This window comes from Lutibacter profundi (assembly GCF_001543325.1).
Taxonomy (GTDB): domain Bacteria; phylum Bacteroidota; class Bacteroidia; order Flavobacteriales; family Flavobacteriaceae; genus Lutibacter; species Lutibacter profundi.
The window spans coordinates 2,686,864-2,703,160 of the sequence record NZ_CP013355.1 but is presented as its reverse complement, the minus strand read 5'-3'; the positions used below and the strand labels follow the sequence as shown (position 1 = coordinate 2,703,160).

Annotated in this window: 18 protein-coding genes and 1 pseudogene; 16 read left to right on the top strand and 3 right to left on the bottom strand. The window is 28.5% G+C overall.

Going from position 1 to position 16,297, the window contains the following annotated elements:
- Positions 1-1,427 precede the first annotated feature (1,427 nt).
- The 9 genes from Lupro_RS11900 (at position 1,428) to Lupro_RS11860 (ending at position 9,208) form a co-directional block, all read left to right on the top strand.
- Positions 1,428-2,687 carry a hypothetical protein gene (locus tag Lupro_RS11900; protein ID WP_068210639.1) on the top strand — a complete coding sequence of 420 codons (1,260 nt, stop codon included), beginning with the start codon at positions 1,428-1,430 and terminating at the stop codon, positions 2,685-2,687.
- Complete coding sequence (locus Lupro_RS11895) at positions 2,669-3,166, top strand: TIGR00725 family protein (protein WP_068210637.1); 498 nt, start codon at positions 2,669-2,671, stop codon at positions 3,164-3,166. The genes Lupro_RS11900 and Lupro_RS11895 overlap by 19 nt, the downstream gene beginning before the upstream one ends.
- Entirely contained in the window at positions 3,159-3,959 is an 801-nt protein-coding gene (locus tag Lupro_RS11890; RefSeq protein WP_068210635.1) for a polysaccharide deacetylase family protein, read from the top strand. The genes Lupro_RS11895 and Lupro_RS11890 overlap by 8 nt, the downstream gene beginning before the upstream one ends.
- The gene (locus tag Lupro_RS11885; protein ID WP_068210632.1) at positions 3,946-4,779 is read left to right on the top strand and encodes an arylamine N-acetyltransferase family protein; all 834 of its coding nucleotides are present in this window, start codon (positions 3,946-3,948) and stop codon (positions 4,777-4,779) included. The genes Lupro_RS11890 and Lupro_RS11885 overlap by 14 nt, the downstream gene beginning before the upstream one ends.
- Entirely contained in the window at positions 4,763-5,563 is an 801-nt protein-coding gene (locus Lupro_RS11880) for a M20/M25/M40 family metallo-hydrolase (protein WP_068210629.1), read from the top strand. The genes Lupro_RS11885 and Lupro_RS11880 overlap by 17 nt, the downstream gene beginning before the upstream one ends.
- On the top strand, positions 5,564-6,991 hold the full coding sequence (locus Lupro_RS11875) for an asparagine synthetase B family protein (RefSeq protein ID WP_068210626.1): 1,428 nt from the start codon (positions 5,564-5,566) through the stop codon (positions 6,989-6,991).
- Positions 6,988-7,650, top strand: a complete 663-nt coding sequence (locus Lupro_RS11870) for an arylamine N-acetyltransferase (protein ID WP_068210623.1) — start codon at positions 6,988-6,990, stop codon at positions 7,648-7,650. The genes Lupro_RS11875 and Lupro_RS11870 overlap by 4 nt, the downstream gene beginning before the upstream one ends.
- Before the next feature lie 483 nt (positions 7,651-8,133).
- The gene (locus Lupro_RS11865; protein WP_335339111.1) at positions 8,134-8,580 is read left to right on the top strand and encodes a DUF6884 domain-containing protein; all 447 of its coding nucleotides are present in this window, start codon (positions 8,134-8,136) and stop codon (positions 8,578-8,580) included.
- Entirely contained in the window at positions 8,570-9,208 is a 639-nt protein-coding gene (locus Lupro_RS11860; protein WP_068210616.1) for a GIY-YIG domain-containing protein, read from the top strand. The genes Lupro_RS11865 and Lupro_RS11860 overlap by 11 nt, the downstream gene beginning before the upstream one ends.
- Positions 9,209-9,388: 180 nt before the next feature.
- Here Lupro_RS11860 and Lupro_RS13980 read toward each other — a convergent pair.
- A pseudogene (locus Lupro_RS13980) lies at positions 9,389-9,625 on the bottom strand (transposase); the annotation flags it as partial.
- Between the two features lie 394 nt (positions 9,626-10,019).
- Between Lupro_RS13980 and Lupro_RS11855 the strand changes: the two are divergent.
- Both Lupro_RS11855 and Lupro_RS11850 read left to right on the top strand, forming a co-directional pair.
- Positions 10,020-10,658, top strand: coding sequence for a hypothetical protein (locus Lupro_RS11855; RefSeq protein ID WP_068210613.1), 639 nt, complete (start codon positions 10,020-10,022; stop codon positions 10,656-10,658).
- Positions 10,658-11,191, top strand: a complete 534-nt coding sequence (locus tag Lupro_RS11850) for a GIY-YIG nuclease family protein (protein ID WP_068210609.1) — start codon at positions 10,658-10,660, stop codon at positions 11,189-11,191. The genes Lupro_RS11855 and Lupro_RS11850 overlap by 1 nt, the downstream gene beginning before the upstream one ends.
- Before the next feature lie 42 nt (positions 11,192-11,233).
- Here the strand turns inward: Lupro_RS11850 and Lupro_RS11845 are convergent, their stop codons facing one another.
- Both Lupro_RS11845 and Lupro_RS11840 read right to left on the bottom strand, forming a co-directional pair.
- The gene (locus Lupro_RS11845; protein ID WP_068210606.1) at positions 11,234-12,490 is read right to left on the bottom strand and encodes a Y-family DNA polymerase; all 1,257 of its coding nucleotides are present in this window, start codon (positions 12,488-12,490) and stop codon (positions 11,234-11,236) included.
- A gap of 2 nt (positions 12,491-12,492) precedes the next feature.
- Positions 12,493-12,942, bottom strand: a complete 450-nt coding sequence (locus Lupro_RS11840; protein ID WP_068210603.1) for a LexA family protein — start codon at positions 12,940-12,942, stop codon at positions 12,493-12,495.
- 445 nt (positions 12,943-13,387) lie between these two features.
- On the opposite strand from Lupro_RS11840, the gene Lupro_RS11835 reads away from it, so the two are divergent.
- From Lupro_RS11835 to Lupro_RS11820, 5 genes are all read left to right on the top strand, one after another.
- On the top strand, positions 13,388-13,804 hold the full coding sequence (locus Lupro_RS11835; RefSeq protein WP_068210600.1) for a DUF6943 family protein: 417 nt from the start codon (positions 13,388-13,390) through the stop codon (positions 13,802-13,804).
- 126 nt (positions 13,805-13,930) lie between these two features.
- A complete protein-coding gene (locus Lupro_RS11830) occupies positions 13,931-14,281 on the top strand; it encodes a DUF2493 domain-containing protein (RefSeq protein ID WP_068210596.1) in 351 nt (116 codons plus the stop codon).
- Between the two features lie 278 nt (positions 14,282-14,559).
- Positions 14,560-14,724, top strand: coding sequence for a hypothetical protein (locus Lupro_RS13565; RefSeq protein WP_158499571.1), 165 nt, complete (start codon positions 14,560-14,562; stop codon positions 14,722-14,724).
- Between the two features lie 24 nt (positions 14,725-14,748).
- Complete coding sequence (locus Lupro_RS11825; protein WP_068210593.1) at positions 14,749-14,964, top strand: hypothetical protein; 216 nt, start codon at positions 14,749-14,751, stop codon at positions 14,962-14,964.
- 438 nt (positions 14,965-15,402) lie between these two features.
- On the top strand, positions 15,403-16,254 hold the full coding sequence (locus Lupro_RS11820; protein ID WP_068210591.1) for a hypothetical protein: 852 nt from the start codon (positions 15,403-15,405) through the stop codon (positions 16,252-16,254).
- The last annotated feature ends 43 nt before the right edge of the window (positions 16,255-16,297 follow it).

The following is a 16,297-nucleotide window of genomic DNA, read 5'->3' as shown; positions in this document are numbered from 1 at the left end:
CCTCAACAAAACAACAAACATTCAAGCAGGTTATAAGGTGTTCGTCATGCGCTCCATTTTGTTCCATAAAATATATCTGCAAGGCAATTCTCAAATTAAAATGTCATTTCGAGCGCAGTCGAGAAATCTCACTAATAAAAGTACAATCATAGTTTCATAAGCCTTGCATATACCATAAAATAGCACTAATTCGTTGACACGCCTCATTTAGCACTATTTATTTATTTTATTGCACACATTCCACGCATTCCTCACGCATAGCTCATTTTGCCCCTAAAACCTATTAAGGTATGAATTCATAAATATTAGGGGCAAACCGCTATTACACAATTTGGCTCGCCTGCTGCTCACTTCGGGCTAAAAAAAGGGTGTCACAGTTTTTGAGGCATAGCCCAAATGAATATCTAAATAGTGCTTTTAGAATTATAATTATTTTTTAGATTTATTTAGGCAAAAAATCAAAGAATAGTTTACGCTATGGTTTTATTTTTTAACGACAATAAAGCATAAAATAATTATATGGGCTGTTTAGGTATTCATTTGGGCTTCAATTTTGCATATGAAATAACCGCTACAAGTAATAATTATCATTTAGTACTTCAGATTATTTATTTCATTCAAGCAATTTCACAACTCCAAAAATACTGCGGTCATCACATATTGCAAACGCACACAAGAGCAATATATTCGTTTAAATTACACTTTCAAACCTTACTTATTTTAAAAACCCAAACTCACAAAAAAAGACACTTTTAACTTCTAAAACTTCACATTTCTTTTTTCTTTTTCGAAAGAATATATTCTTAAAAGCTTCGAAATCAGGAACGCAGTGACGCGAAGTTTTAAGAATGGTTCTGCAAAGCAGAAATTCCTACGAAAAAGTGTCCTTTTTTGATTCGTTTTTTGGACAAGCAAAAAATGAATAAAGGTCATTAAAACCCACTCAATATATTGCCCTTGCCTTTCCAACAGCTTCAAAAACATAGCCTGCGCTGAGCCCTGCCGAATGTGACCACCCTTTGCGTGTACCACGTAGTTGTTGCACGCACTTATGCCGATGGCAACGTGCTATCACCCCAACACCCTCGTTCAACTCGCCGGCGGCTCGCCTAAATGCTACCGCATTTTTGCTTGCGATTACCTGCTTAACCAAGAATAACAAACTGTTAATAAATAATATTTTTTGAGTGTATTTAATAGAATACCTTTATCAAAAGTTAATTAAAAATAAATTGCATCAAATCACAACATTTTAAACCAATCATTTAACTAAATAAACGTAGTGTTAATTTGTTTATTAGATGTTAAGTTTTATTAAAAAAATAAAAAGACAACCGCACAAATTGCATCTTTAGTTTTTGGAAACGCTAAACCTAACCAAAAAAATAAAAGAGCAATTCTTTGCCACCGCTCTCAAATGAAGAAGAATGACCAAGATAAATATCATATTTTCAACAAAGAATGAAGAAAATACAAATAACATAATAGGTAGTATCCTAAAATCAAATTCTTTTGATAAAAATAAAAACTTCACATTATCAATTACAGTATTTGATAAGACACTCAAACAAAACATACAAAGCAAATTAGAATCCTTTCCATTAAATACTAAAGTAATCGACCTTGTTGGAATTCAACAATTAGAAAAAAAACACTTTAATTTATTTCAGAAAGCAAATTGTTCAACAAATATTGACAGTATCCAAAGAGCAAGAATACAACAACAAATTTATATTATTCAGAACTTTGAAACTTTTAAAAAATCAATTATTTGGCAAGTAGATGATGATATGCTTTTTGGAAGAAGTGAATTTAAAGACAACAAGCATATTGTAAGTTATTCAACTAATTATTTTTCTAAAATTGTAGAATTATATCATCAAAATAATAATGTTGATGCTATTATTTCACCTTCAACCTATGTGCCACCAATACCTTCACTACTCTATTGTGAAAGTCAATTAAATACTTTTTTCAACGGAAAGTACACACCTAAAAATAGTATAATTCAATCTGAATATCACGATTATTACAATCAAAACAACTATGACAATAACTATTCTATTTTTCTATCAAACACAGAAAGAAAAACGACTATAGTGAAAAATATACTCGTTGGAAAACCAATTACTAAAATCTCTTTTGAAAATAATTTAAGCAGTGTGCCAAATTTCACAAAATCAAACCTTTTAAGAGGTGGGAATTTTATTGTTTTTAACCCTGAAATATTCCATATTCCACATTTAGGCTTTTCAGAAAGTAATAACATTCCAGCCAGAAGAAGCGATATGATACATTCGCATTTATTAACTGAAATAGGTTTTCAAATAAAAGATGTTTCCTATTTTAGCCTTGTTCATAATAGAACATTAAGTAATGCCTCAATTGAAAGTAGTTGTGAGAAATATTTTTCAGATATGATTGGAGCATTACTTGTTTCATATTTATATAAAGGAGAAACTGAATTTAAAAACCGTTTGAAATTTTATCAGAAACACATTAAAAGCATCTTAAATTTACTACATCAAAACATCAATGAAAATGAACTTAAAAACGAAATAGATAGATTAATAGAATTAGACATTCAAATCAATTCTTTTGATAAAAATCACTTTATCAATGAGTTTAAAAAATTCAAATTAACACAAGAACAATTAAAATCAAAGTTATGCAAATTGGCATCATAGGTTCAAATAAAAGTCATTGTTCTAAAGAATTATATGAGTTTTCATATAACCTTGGTTTGCTCTTAGGTAAAAAAGGAACCACAATTATAAATGGCGGTATGCAGGGAACAATGGAAGCTGTTTCAAAAGGCGTTAAGGACAGCAATAATAACCAAAGTAAAGTTGTTGGTATCCTTCCATTTGACAATAAAGAGAAAGCAAATAAGTATATCGACATAATTATACCAACAGGTATTGGTTTTGCTCGAAACGCTGTAATAGTTTTATCATCTGACATTTTAATTGCTTTAGGTGGTGGAGCAGGTACTCTAAATGAAATTAGTTACGCTTGGAAATTTGGGAAAAAAGTATTTTGCTATACAGGAACAGAAGGATGGAGTAAAAAACTTGCCAACCAAAACTTAGATAGCAGAAAAAAAGATTTACTTATTGGTTTTAACACATTGGAAGAACTTTCAAATTTGTTATTTAATGATTGATATTTTAATGTTCCATAGAGTGTTGCCTAAATCAAGTATAGCCAATAATGATGCTTACTTTATAAGAGGTACATTAATTTCTCAAGAAAAATTAGAAAGCGTAATACTAAAATATTTAAAAAATAATTACACTTTCAAAACTATATCAAATATAGAAAGTAATTCAAGCATCAATCAAGTTGCACTAACTTTTGATGATGGGTACACTGATAACTATTTGTATGTAAAACCAATTTTAGAAAAATACGATATTAAGGCTACATTTTATCCTGTAATTGGTTACTGTAAAGAGCAGAAGGTTGCCCCTTTAGATTATTATTATCATTATGTAAACGAAAATATAGTAAAAGATAAAAAAGAAGAATGGATTATAGGTAAACAGAAAAAGACCTTTTTAAATTACTCAATTAATCAGCAAAAAGAGTTTTTAAAGGCTATTTTAAAGACTAATAATTCAAAAAGTAAAGTTTCTTATATGTCTATAAAACAATTACAAGAATTGGATAGTTTAAATCACGAAATTGGTGGACATTCTATGTATCACGAGATATATACAAAACTCAATACAAACGAGATTTTACAAGATGTTCAAAAAACAATACAAAGTTTATCAGAAATAGGAATTGATGTAGATTCTTATGCTTATACAGATGGACAATACAATTCTACTATCGTTGACATCTTGAAGAATGAGCATATAAAATATGCATGTGCAATAAAATCAAAAAAAATTACAAACTATGTAAATTTTGAATTAGAAAGAAAATTTGTAATCGAAAATGAAATTATCTAAAACTGAAATAAGTACATTTTTTCACAGAATTCACGTCAATAATGAATTAGGAAACACTTCGTTGGATTTTTTAAATCTTATTATAGAAAGTGTCGCAAAATATATCCCTTGGCAAAATATTACTATGATTGATAATGGTCTTGGTAAAATACCAACTTTTGAGGATATTAAAAGAAATATGCTCACAGGAAATGGAGGTATTTGTATTGATATAAATAGGTTTATGTATTACTTTTTAACCGAAATTGGTTACGATGTTCAATATATTTTGTGTGGCAGACATAATGCTGAAAAAAGACACATTGCCATTATTAGTTATTTCAACAACAGCCCATACTTTATTGATTTTGGTGATGCCCAACCCTATTATCAAGCACTCAATATACATAATAATCAAATAATAAGAAGGGATTCTATTGAATATCAATTTCAAAATTTGGGAAACGATTATAAACTACTAATAAAGAAAGATAATAAATGGAATATTAGTTATGTATTTAACATTCAACAATGCAATGAGATAGATTTTAAAGACTTCATTAAGAAATACTACACAGACATTAATTATGGGCCTTTTTGGAAAGCGGTTCATTTTGCATATTACCCAAATAGAAAACTCAGAGCAATAAAAGGAACAACAATTTTGTATGAAAAAGAAAATGGAGAAATATGTACATTAAAACATGCTACGATTGAACAATTTAATATCAGTTTGAGAAAATATTTTGATGAAGATGTTTTAGTCAAATTTAAATTTAATGATAAAATTACAAAACTAAAAAGAATTACACACAAAAATAAAGATGATAAAAACACTTAAAAAATTCATTTCAATTGAAACAATTGCAAATGATGAAAAATCTAATAATAAAGGAATTGAATTAGTTAGTAATTTATTAAAATCTATAGAATTTAGCGTATCTGTTGAAGGAGATAGCCCCTACAATCAGCCAGTAATTATAGCGAAATATACCAATCAAAATTCAACAAAAAAAGTTACTTTGTATTCCCATTATGATGTAGAAAAAATACACAGAAAAGAAAAATGGAATACAAACCCTTTTGATTTGACAGAAAAAGAAGGCAGATATTATGCAAGAGGAATTGCCGATAATAAAGGCATCTTATTAAGTCGCATATTCTCATTAATTGAACTAAAAAACAATGATGAAGAATTACCGAATATCTTATGGATAATTCAAGGGGAAGAAGAAGTTGCTGGGAAAACAACTTTTGATGTAATTCCAAAACATATTGAAGAATTTCATTCAAAAATTTATGTTGAAGAAACAGGCGTTTATCAAAAAAATATTCCTGTAATATTCCATTTACCTAAAACTACAAACAGACCAAAATTTATGGATGATTTAAACAATGTTATTTATGATGGAAAAGCCATTTATGCAAATAGACACTTGAATAAATTCACTAAATGTCCGTTTTTAACTAACATTCCTAATGATGCTTATTACATTGGATTTGGCCCAAATGATAGTTTATGTAATATTCATAGAGATAACGAAAGTTTGAGCATAGAAAATTTAGTTAAACACAATGATGTTTTTAAAAAATTCATAAAATGGATAAATAAAACTGAAATATAAATGTGTGGAATAGTTGCAGTTATTGGTAAGCATACAAAAACTGATTGTTCAGATGCTTTAGCTCGAATTAAACACAGAGGAACGGATGGTTCAAAAATATATAATTCTAAAAATATTTCATTAGGTTTTAATCGTTTGGCAATAAATGATAATACCAAAAATGGAATGCAGCCTTTTGAATTTGAATATTTAGTTGGAGCATTTAATGGTGAAATTTTTAATTCCAGTGAATTAGCAGAGGAATACGGTATAGCATTACACTCTAAATCTGATATTGAAATCATTTTACCATTATACAATGTTATTGGTGCAAAGATAATTGATGTTCTTGATGGTTTTTACTCTGGTATCATATACAATAATAAAACAAAGCAACTTTTCACAATAAGAGATTACATTGGTAAAAAGCCATTATTCTATGGGAATACCACAAAAATAAAATTTGTTTGTAGTGAACTAAAATCCTTTGACAGAATACAATCCTTTGAGTTTGTGCCTAAAGGGTTTTCTGAGATTGTAAATAGTACAATTGTTTCAGTAAAAAAACATTCATTTCCTGTTATAGAAAAGTCTGTATTGAAAAGATCAATTATTGAATCTACAATAAAGAGAATTCCTCTCAATAGTGAAAAAGTTGGTGTTTTTCTAAGTGGTGGTTTAGATAGTTCAATCCTTGCTTCAATTATTTCAAAACATACTGCGAATGCAATTTATTATACATTAGGGAATAAGGAAAATGAAGATATTAATTTTGTTAAGCAATTAGTCAAATATTTAAAAATAGAAAGTCAAATAAAGCACATTCCATTACCTAAAAAAGAAGAAATAGGAAAATTGATTGAACAAGTAGTTTACCATACTGAAAGTTACAATCCTTCAATTGTAAGTAATGGATTAGCGACTTACCTATTATCAAAATTGGCAAAAAATGATGAATTAAAAGTTGTTATTTCGGGTGAAGGAGCAGACGAATTATTTTGTGGTTATAAAATATCAAAAAACATTACCGAAACACGAGAAAAGAGTGATGTTTTAATTGAAAATCTGCATTATACAGAATTAAGGAGATTAGATTTATCATCAATGGCGAATACAATAGAAATTAGGTGTCCTTTTTTGGATAAAGAAGTGTACTCTATTTCTAAAGATTTACCATTACAAGATTTGAAAGACAAACAAATTTTAAGAAGTATATTTAATGCTGATTTGCCGAAAGAAATCATTGAAAGAACAAAAACATCTTTTGATGTTGGTTCAGGCATTAGAAAATTAGTTGTTGAATACCTAACAAAAGACAATAAAACTGAAAGGGAAACACTGAAGGAAATTTGGAATAAATATTTTAACGAAAACAGATCTAATGGATACTATTATGAATACCCTGTTTTTGAAAAGTCAATAACTAAAAGAAGCATAAGTCACAAATGAATTTAATTAATAAAATAGAAACATTATTATTAAAAGAGTTTAAAACGGTTCCTTTTCATAACATTTTTATGCTCAATAATATTGAAAATAAAGATTTATCTTTAGGCGGCACTTGCTCTGACAAAGTACTTCATTTTAGAGAAATTCTTAAAAATAATGGTACTGAAACAAAGTTACATTCATCATTTATTAATAATGTGGAATGTCATAGAATGTTATCTGTAATGATTGAAAATAAAAAATATTTTATTGACATTGGCTCTGGGTGGCCTTCTTTAAAATTATTTCCCGAATTTACACCAATTGAATATTCTGTTTACGGTATGAGTTTTAAAACTGAAATATTTGAAAATAAACTTATTATTTACCATAAAATTAAAAATATTTATAAACAAATAATTGACGTGCCGAAAATATCAAAGTCAGAATCAGAAATTTTATGTGATATTGAAAATCGTTATAAAGATACTTCCATTTATCCATTTAGTAATAGTTTAAGGTTTTCAATAATAAAAGATGATTCATTTTACTTTATTAAAGGAAATACACTACGAATATATAATAAAACAGAAACAACAGTGAAAACTATAAATTCAGAAGAAATTAATAATTTACTACAAAAAAAATTTGGAATTAAGCAACTGAAAAGCCCACACTAAAGCAATACACATATACAATTCACTTAAACCAACAACACAAAGCCAAAATTGCAAGAGAGGATGTCTTCTGCCACCGCAACAAACAAGATGAATAAAAAGTCGTGTAGGTAATGGAAAAATCAACACTAAACCTCTCAATTCATGCATCTCTTCATAATGTAGATTTTGACTATTGTTTGCAATATAAAACCACCACTTATTCGCATGTTTTTTAAAACAAATTTTGTCATCTAAAAGAGCGTAGCCTAAGTATTGACTGGGAATCTTACCCAACTAAACCCTATCATTTCGTTTCAATAATCATTCTAAATTAAGAAATCCCATAGATTATACCTTTTTTTACTAAATTAGTGTTTTAAAAATATTGCAAATCAATCACTTTATAAAATACAGTTGATACACCTTAAAATAAAAGGATAAAAGTTTGTGATAGTTTTGGATAACGAGTAGACAACAAGCTGAAAAAACATAAAAAAAATAGTATTGATATCTTGTGTTTCAAAAAAAATGAATAAAAGGACAAAAGCAAAAGAAATGTATCAAAGTCCATTATTCAAACATAGTTTAGAGTACGCAGAAAGATTAAATCGAGACAAAATATTTATTTTATCAGCACATTATGGATTACTTACATTAAATACTGAAATTAAGCCCTATGATATGACAATCTCAAATGTTAGTAAAAAAAATAGAGAAAGAAAGCCACAACTAAAAGTTCTTACAAAAGATGAAAAAGTAATTTGGGGACAAAAAATACTTTTAGAACTCTCGAATATTTCAGACTTAAAAAAAGATAAATTTATTGTATTAGCAGGATTAGAATATATAAATTCTATAATTAATTTTCTTGTTAATATTGAACAGCCTCTTAAAGGTGTAGGATTATTTGATAGAATATCATACTTAAAAAAGCTCAAAGATGAAATCTAAAGTTGAGGAATTACATATATTATTTAACAAAAAAAGGAGATTTACTTTTCCATTTGAATCTGTAGAAAGTTATATTCCAAAAAATGGAATTTATGTCTTGTTTGAAAAAGGAGAGTACTTTAAGGATTTAGATAGAATCGTTCAGATTGGAAGTCACACTGGAGAAAACCAGTTAGTTCCAAGATTAAAGCAACATTTTTTATTAGAAAATAAAAATAGAAGCATTTTTAGGAAAAACATTGGTCGTTGTTTACTTAAAAAGAGCAATAATCAATACATCGATAAATGGGAACTTGATACAACTTCACGAATTGATAAGGAGAAAAATTTAAAAAAATTGAATCTTGATTTTGAAAAAGAACTTGAGAAAGAAATCAGTGAAATTATTCAAAAAAAAATCTCTTTTTGTGTAATTGAATTAAATGATAAGAGAAAAAGATTAGATTTTGTAAAAAAAATGATTTCAACATTTGGAAAATCAAATGAATTAATACCATCCGAAAACTGGCTTGGTAATTTTTCACCAAAAGAGAAAATATTTAGAAGTGGACTTTGGCAAGTGAATAACCTTAAAGGTAACGGGTTTTCTGATAATGAATATAAAGAATTAAAAGAACTTATTGAGTAAAGTCAGGCACCAACAATGGTAACTGTGGTACAAGGAACTAAAAATCATAAGTAGCAACACTATATGCTCCTTTTTAGGGGGGTGCATTTATTACATCTATCATTACATCAAAATTTTAAGGGTTCAGAAGCACTTATTTGAAGTCTAAACATGGCTTTTAGAAGGAAAAAAATGACACATTGCTTTTGCATCACTTTTTACAGTTTTACTGATGAGTTTCAAGTATTTTTTGAGATTATAAGCCATGGCTGACAGATGCATTATCTTGTTTGCTTGTTGTAAGCCAATGGTATTTATTTTTTTGAGTCACATAAACTGGGTAAGGATTCCAAATACGGGTTCCACGGTACTTTGCCGTTTATATTTCATATACCTCTCTTTCTTACTGTTAACTCTGAAGTTGTTTAGCTGATATTCGCAATCTGAGTTTTAATCGCTTGGTGATATCTTGTAAATACTGATTGTTATCTGTGTGATAGGCTCTGAAACTACCGCATTTGTGCTTGCGATTACCTGCAAAAACAACAATAACAAACTGTTAATAAATAATATTTTTTGATTGCATTTAATGTAATATCTTTACATGAACAGATTATTAAAAATAAATTACATTAAATATATTATTTTGATTTACAAATAAAATATTTGTTAGTTTACTAGATATTAACTAAAATAATTCGAAAGAAAAATGAAAAAATATATTGATATTATCTGGGATATTATTAAACGATTAAAGTGGTTAATACTAATAGGAATACTTCTTTATTTATGGTCTGAGTTTTTGGAAAAATATAAATGGAATTTTTAAGAAATGATAATTGTAATTAGCTGTAGTGGTTCTAAAAACGGAAAAAATTTAATGTATAGAGGTAATGAGATTTATTTTGTTTCAAAACCTAATACAGAAAATGGAAATCAATTTAGACCAGATGACAAAATCCCTTCTAAACAAAAAACGTGGCGTGAATATGTAAATAGTCAAGAAAATAAAGATTTACTAGAATCATATAAATTGTATAAGCCGTGGATTTACAAAGCTTTATATATGAAATATAATTCTGACTTATATATTTTATCAGCTGGTTGGGGTATTATTAATTCAGAGTTTCGAATACCAAAATATGATATAACATTTTCAAAAAGAGCTGATATTATTTCACAAAGAGAAAAACACGATATATTTAATGATTTTAACCATTTACAGAATATCGATCCGTATGAAAAAATTATATTCCTTGGTGGTTCTGATTATATTGAATTATTTTATAAACTAACTCAAGATTTATCTAATAAAAAAATCATATTTTATAAGAAAAAGAATATACATCGAGAAACTTCATTCTTAAAATCAGACAAATCTTACAAATTAATTAAATATAATACTAAAGCAAGTACTAATTGGCATTATAGCTGTGCAAAAGAATTAATAAATGGTAATCTTAGTGTATAATGGAGACATTAAAAGTTAAAACAATTAGAGATAATGATATTAGAATTACTAATAACCCAATTGTTTACTATTGGTGGTTTAAAACAAAATCTTTAGATAAATTATTAAAGAAAATATCTGGTTTATATGATAATAATAGATTGAAAACAAGAAATTTTGAAAATGAAAATTATACTTTATTGTATATTGGTCAAGCAAAAAACGGACATAATAGGCTTGTAAAATACCATATATATGATAGTAGTAATTTTCATTCTAGAGGAGTTGAGAATGGTAGACTTTCATCATTAAGAACGACATTATGTGGTTTATTAGATTTACCTATGTCAACAAGCAAGAAAGAAATAAATGAATTTATGGATTCCAATTGCATTGTCGAATGGGAAGTTTATACAACAGATGAATTAGATATAATTGAAAAAAGGAATATTAGAAATAATTACCTTCCATTAAATTATCAAAATACAGTAGGAATTTTAACAAAAGAACATAGAAAAGCATTAAGTGATGCAAAAAAAATGATGAGAAAATAATTATATATTAAAGCTAGCGCTTGCATCTTAACAACATCTAATTCAATAAACAGCAATAACTTCACTCAATTTAGTTGTATATCTAGGTGACAATTTCTCTTGTTTCATTTTCCACATCCTACCTAAATCTTGTGAAGCAAACTTCACTTTATGCTGACCAATACTTTTATTCAAACTATCAATGGTTTTCATTAAAGGTAAGTGTTTCGGATTCTCAGTTGAAAACAACGAAAACTGCTTCGCAGTTTCAGGTGTAATTCCCATAACTATAACCCCTGCTTTTTTATAATGATAGCCCTCTTTAAAAAGATGCTCCAATCCTTGTGTAGCATATCGTATCAAATCAATACTCGAATTGGTAGGGTACGGTGTTTTAACAACTATATTTTTACTGTATTGAGGTAAATCCTTTCGGTGCCAATTGGTATGTAAAAATACCATAACAATAGTACAGCAACTCCCTTGTGTACGTAGCTTTTCGGCACAACTCACTGCAAAGGTACTCACACGTTCTTTAATGCTTTCAAAATCTGTATGCATCCTATCAAATGTTCTGGTAGTTGCAATTGCTTTTTTGGTTTGAACAGTTTCTAAACCCAGCGTAGGTTTTCCTTCTAATTCGTGTTTCAATCGTAAACCTACAACACTTAAATGTTTACGTACCCAATCATCGTGTAATTCAATAAAATCATACGCAGTAAAAACCTTGAAGGAATTTAAACGCTTACGATGTTTGCTACCTATGCCCCAAATATCTTCAACAGCCAACCACTTCAACGCTTTCATTCTTTTTTCCTCTGAATCTATGATATAAACACCTCCCGTTTTTTTTGGAAACTTCTTCGCAATTCTATTGGCTACTTTCGACAATGCCTTGGTAGGTGCAATTCCAATACTTATAGGAATACCAGTTCCTTTGTCAACAGTCTTTTTAATAGTTTCAGCATAGCCTTGCAATTCAAATAAATCAAATCCTTTAAACTGTAAAAACGCTTCGTCAATACTATAAATTTCAATATCAGGTGAATACGTTGAAAGTAAGCTCATCACTCTATGACTCATATCTCCATACAATGCATAATTTGATGAGAATACGTGTATATTTTTTTTCTCAAACAACGCTTTAAACTTAAATGCAGGTGCACCCATTGGTACTCCCAATGCCTTAGCTTCATTACTTCTCGCAATTATGCAACCATCATTATTGGATAATACCACAATAGGCTGTTCCCTTAAATTAGGTCGAAAAACACGCTCACAAGAAGCGTAAAAATTATTGCAATCAACTAAAGCGTACATGGTTAAACTTTTTTAATAACCGTAGTTACAATTCCCCAAATAATAAAATCATTCTCAGCAGTTACTTTGATAGGTTGATATTTTTCGTTCTCAGCCACCAACCAAACAATATCCTTTTCAATTTTTATGCGTTTAACCGTAAATTCACCATCAATAAAACAGACAGCTATTTTATTGTCAATTGGTTCTAAACTTTTATCAATAATTAATAAATCACCATTACTCAACCCTGCATTTATCATACTATCTCCTTTCACTCTCCCATAAAAAGTAGTACTCGGATTTTTAACAAATTCCTTATTTAAATCTATTGAAATATCTAAAAAATCATCCGCTGGACTAGGAAAACCTGCACTAATACCACCATCAACAAAAGGTAAACTTATACTTGTTGAAGTATCAGCAGTGTATATTTCTAAGGTAGTAGTTTGATGTAATTTCAAAAGTTTCATTCATTAAGTAGTTTCTACAAAATTAAGTTTTTATCAACTATGCAATTCAAAATTAAAAAAAAGTAATCAACTAATTTTTTTAGGGTTCAAAAACTTAGTTGACCGTTGAAAATCCAAGGCTTGACTTTTTTTGTTTCGTTTTTGTGTTAAGACAAAAAAGAAAGAGTGAAATAACCCTAAAAAATAAAAAAAAGACAGCAAAATTCAACCGCTCCCATCACCAGCCGCAAAAGGCTATAAAGGTCAAGCCCTACGGGTTTTGAAAAAAATCTCCACCTTACATTTAGTTCGTTTCTAATAAAAATAAAAAACAGCGGTTGTATTTTTCTCAAAAACCTTGACAGCCTTAGCCACGCTAACAAATAAAAAGCTTTCTTTTTTTTCTTTTTCTTTTAAAATTTATGAATGCGGAACGCAGTGAAGCATAAATTTTAATTGCGTACCTATGTCAACTTATGAAATCAAAACCCACCGAAGCAGGGCTGAACGTAAAGAAAGTGTCCAGTGGACACTTTTAGTGAAAGAGCCAGCTGGCGCGATTGCATGTAGCAATTACCAGAACCCTTGTCCAAACTGTTTTGTAATTACAACAACTTCAGAGCAAACCCGAGAATCACTGTTTTACTTGTGCTTATCACTTAAAATGGGGAACTACTTCAGCTATTACTTAAAAGGAAGTGTAATTCCATTTATTTGCATTTCTGATGCTAAAAAAGTGATAAATGTAGCACTTCAAAATTACCAGGAACAACAATGGCAACTCAAAGTTGAAAAACTCAAAAAAATAAATGCTTTTGAAGAAAATCTCCAGCAACAACTCAAAACAATTTCAAAACTAAAAATTGCTTTGCTGAGATCTTAAAAAAACTAAGTCATCCCGTACTTGATGCGGGATCTTTTGAATAGAAACTGAATTTTACTTAAACAAAACCGATACGTCACCCTGAACTTGTTTCAAGGTCTCATTATCATAAACAAAAAACGCACAATGAAACTAATAATAGCAGGAGGAAGAAACTTCACCGACTACAAAAAATTATGTCAAATTTGCGACCAACTACTCCAGGATCAAACCAATATTGAAATAGTAAGCGGTGCTTATTATAAAGGAGCTGATAAACTAGGTAAGCAATATGCAAAAGAACACAACTACCCTATAAAACAATTCCCAGCTAATTGGAAACAATACGGAAAAGCTGCAGGACCAAAACGGAATAAAGAAATGGCAAACTATGCCGATTCCCTTATAGCATTCTGGGATGGAAAAAGCAAAGGCACTAAAAATATGATTGACTTGGCAGAACAAGTTGGATTGAAAGTGAGAATCTTTAATTTTTAAATGATCCTGAACTTGTAAGTTCAGAATCTGTTTTTTTAATCGAAAACCATTTAATATCAATAACCAGTATAAATTAATGCACTTTATTGAAACTTAACCTTATTTAGCGTATTTTAGTCATTCAAAAAAAAATTGCAATATTCAATTGATATAACAAAAAACTATGATTATACTGAAGTTTACACGGATTAAAGGTGATATTTAGTTGAATATAAATAGTTGTGTGTAATTTAGAGAACTCGTTACAAATTATAGAAACAAAATGAAAATCATAAAATATGGCTGGAAATAGAGAATCAAATGGGTGTGTTATTCCTATTGCAATTGGACTTTTTGTTTTTCTTGTTACTTTAATTAAAGCTGATTTTGGTGAAGCAATTGGAACTGGAATAATTACAGCAATTGTCTGGTTTATAATTATGCTTTTCTTTGGTGAAAAATAAGCAAAAACCCAAAACGATTTTAGAATGACTATTTGGAGAACAATATTTTTGAATTCTATAAATGAATTAGACAAATCTAATTTTGGTTGTCATTGGACAAAAGATGAATTTTATCATTTAAGTATGGAATTTATATATAATGATATTTCAGAAAGAGGAAGACATGGAAATATTCAATTTCTTTTTAAGGTAGAAATCGATGTTAACCATGTAGATAGGTTATCAACCATTAAAAAGTAATAAAGATTATTTAACGGAGAGTGAATGTGTATTAAAAAGAAACATAACTTTGAAAAAAGTACTATTAATTTACCCGAAAGAGCATTCTCAATTAATTTCAGTTAATACTGGAACTAGAAACGACAAATGGATTAAATAAATAATAATTATAAAAAAATGAAATAGACTTGTTCATATTGCGGAGACTATTGGTATGGGGATATATCAGAATATGATGGTTGCGAAACTTGTGGCAATGGAATTAATTTTTCTGAATCAAAAGTTAATCATTAAAACTACACACAACAATGGGTATAATTGATTGCTGGGTTTGGTAACATTCCGACAAACATTCTATAGCTTTAAACCTGATTTTCAGTGCGAAATCATAACCCAAACCCGTTACAAGCCATTCAAAAAATTGAACATTATAACCTTAATTAAATAAAGAACTTAATAATGAGTATATTCAAAAGAGGAATTCATAATCAACAATTTTTAGACGCTCTAAACACACTTTATTCCGATAAAAATTCCTTTTGGTATAAAATGCTCAATGACAATGAACTTTTAATTGCAGTCAGAAATGAATCTCTAAATGTGTATTACAATGGTCAAAGTTTATGTAAACTATCATTCAATCAGCGAAAAAAATACATAAAAGGAGAAACTCACAAAAAATATTTGAGCATTACAAACAAGGGTTACTTTACATCTCATAACGGAGTTATTTTAAACAAAAAATCAATTATTAAAAACCTCGCTGAAATTGACTCAATAAAAAAGAATGTTAAAAAACATATAGGGAAAGAAAAATTCGAATCCTATAAACAAATAATGAACCGTGATAAATGCGTTATTGATGTTGAAATAACACTGATAAAAGATAAGGTTCCTAATCCTAAAAAAAGGTCAGATTATAAAATTTCTTCTATTGATTACCTGTCTCTAGAAAAAAATAAACTCGTTTTTTACGAGGCTAAACATTATACTAATTCAGAAATAAGATCCAGAACTACTCCAAAAGTTTTTAATCAAATTAAAAGATATGAAGAGGAATTAGTTCAACATAAAAATGAAATATTGGATTCGTATAAACTTGTTCTACAAAATCTTATAGACTTAAATATTCTTAAAAATCAATTTATTCCCAGTAAATTTGAAGTAAATTTTAATCCTTTTTTAATTGTGTTTGATGTTGATAAAAATGAAAAGGACGATAAACATCTTCAAAAGTTAAGAACACATTTAGGAGAAAGACTGATATTAAAACTTAAAAAATCTATAAGGTTAGAAACCAATTTAGTGTAAAGTCTAACCTTTAACTTGTGTAAACCATGTATCTTAACGAACA

Coding starts and splice junctions, on each gene's coding strand:
- Lupro_RS11845 (WP_068210606.1), bottom strand. CDS start 12,490: ATGTACGCTTTAGTTGATTGCAATAATTTTTACGCTTCTTGTGAGCGT.
- Lupro_RS11825 (WP_068210593.1), top strand. CDS start 14,749: ATGACTATTTGGAGAACAATATTTTTGAATTCTATAAATGAATTAGAC.
- Lupro_RS11875 (WP_068210626.1), top strand. CDS start 5,564: ATGTGTGGAATAGTTGCAGTTATTGGTAAGCATACAAAAACTGATTGT.
- Lupro_RS11880 (WP_068210629.1), top strand. CDS start 4,763: ATGATAAAAACACTTAAAAAATTCATTTCAATTGAAACAATTGCAAAT.
- Lupro_RS11870 (WP_068210623.1), top strand. CDS start 6,988: ATGAATTTAATTAATAAAATAGAAACATTATTATTAAAAGAGTTTAAA.
- Lupro_RS11900 (WP_068210639.1), top strand. CDS start 1,428: ATGACCAAGATAAATATCATATTTTCAACAAAGAATGAAGAAAATACA.
- Lupro_RS11890 (WP_068210635.1), top strand. CDS start 3,159: ATGATTGATATTTTAATGTTCCATAGAGTGTTGCCTAAATCAAGTATA.
- Lupro_RS11820 (WP_068210591.1), top strand. CDS start 15,403: ATGAGTATATTCAAAAGAGGAATTCATAATCAACAATTTTTAGACGCT.
- Lupro_RS13565 (WP_158499571.1), top strand. CDS start 14,560: ATGGCTGGAAATAGAGAATCAAATGGGTGTGTTATTCCTATTGCAATT.
- Lupro_RS11885 (WP_068210632.1), top strand. CDS start 3,946: ATGAAATTATCTAAAACTGAAATAAGTACATTTTTTCACAGAATTCAC.
- Lupro_RS11855 (WP_068210613.1), top strand. CDS start 10,020: ATGATAATTGTAATTAGCTGTAGTGGTTCTAAAAACGGAAAAAATTTA.
- Lupro_RS11840 (WP_068210603.1), bottom strand. CDS start 12,942: ATGAAACTTTTGAAATTACATCAAACTACTACCTTAGAAATATACACT.
- Lupro_RS11895 (WP_068210637.1), top strand. CDS start 2,669: ATGCAAATTGGCATCATAGGTTCAAATAAAAGTCATTGTTCTAAAGAA.
- Lupro_RS11830 (WP_068210596.1), top strand. CDS start 13,931: ATGAAACTAATAATAGCAGGAGGAAGAAACTTCACCGACTACAAAAAA.
- Lupro_RS11835 (WP_068210600.1), top strand. CDS start 13,388: ATGTCAACTTATGAAATCAAAACCCACCGAAGCAGGGCTGAACGTAAA.
- Lupro_RS11860 (WP_068210616.1), top strand. CDS start 8,570: ATGAAATCTAAAGTTGAGGAATTACATATATTATTTAACAAAAAAAGG.
- Lupro_RS11850 (WP_068210609.1), top strand. CDS start 10,658: ATGGAGACATTAAAAGTTAAAACAATTAGAGATAATGATATTAGAATT.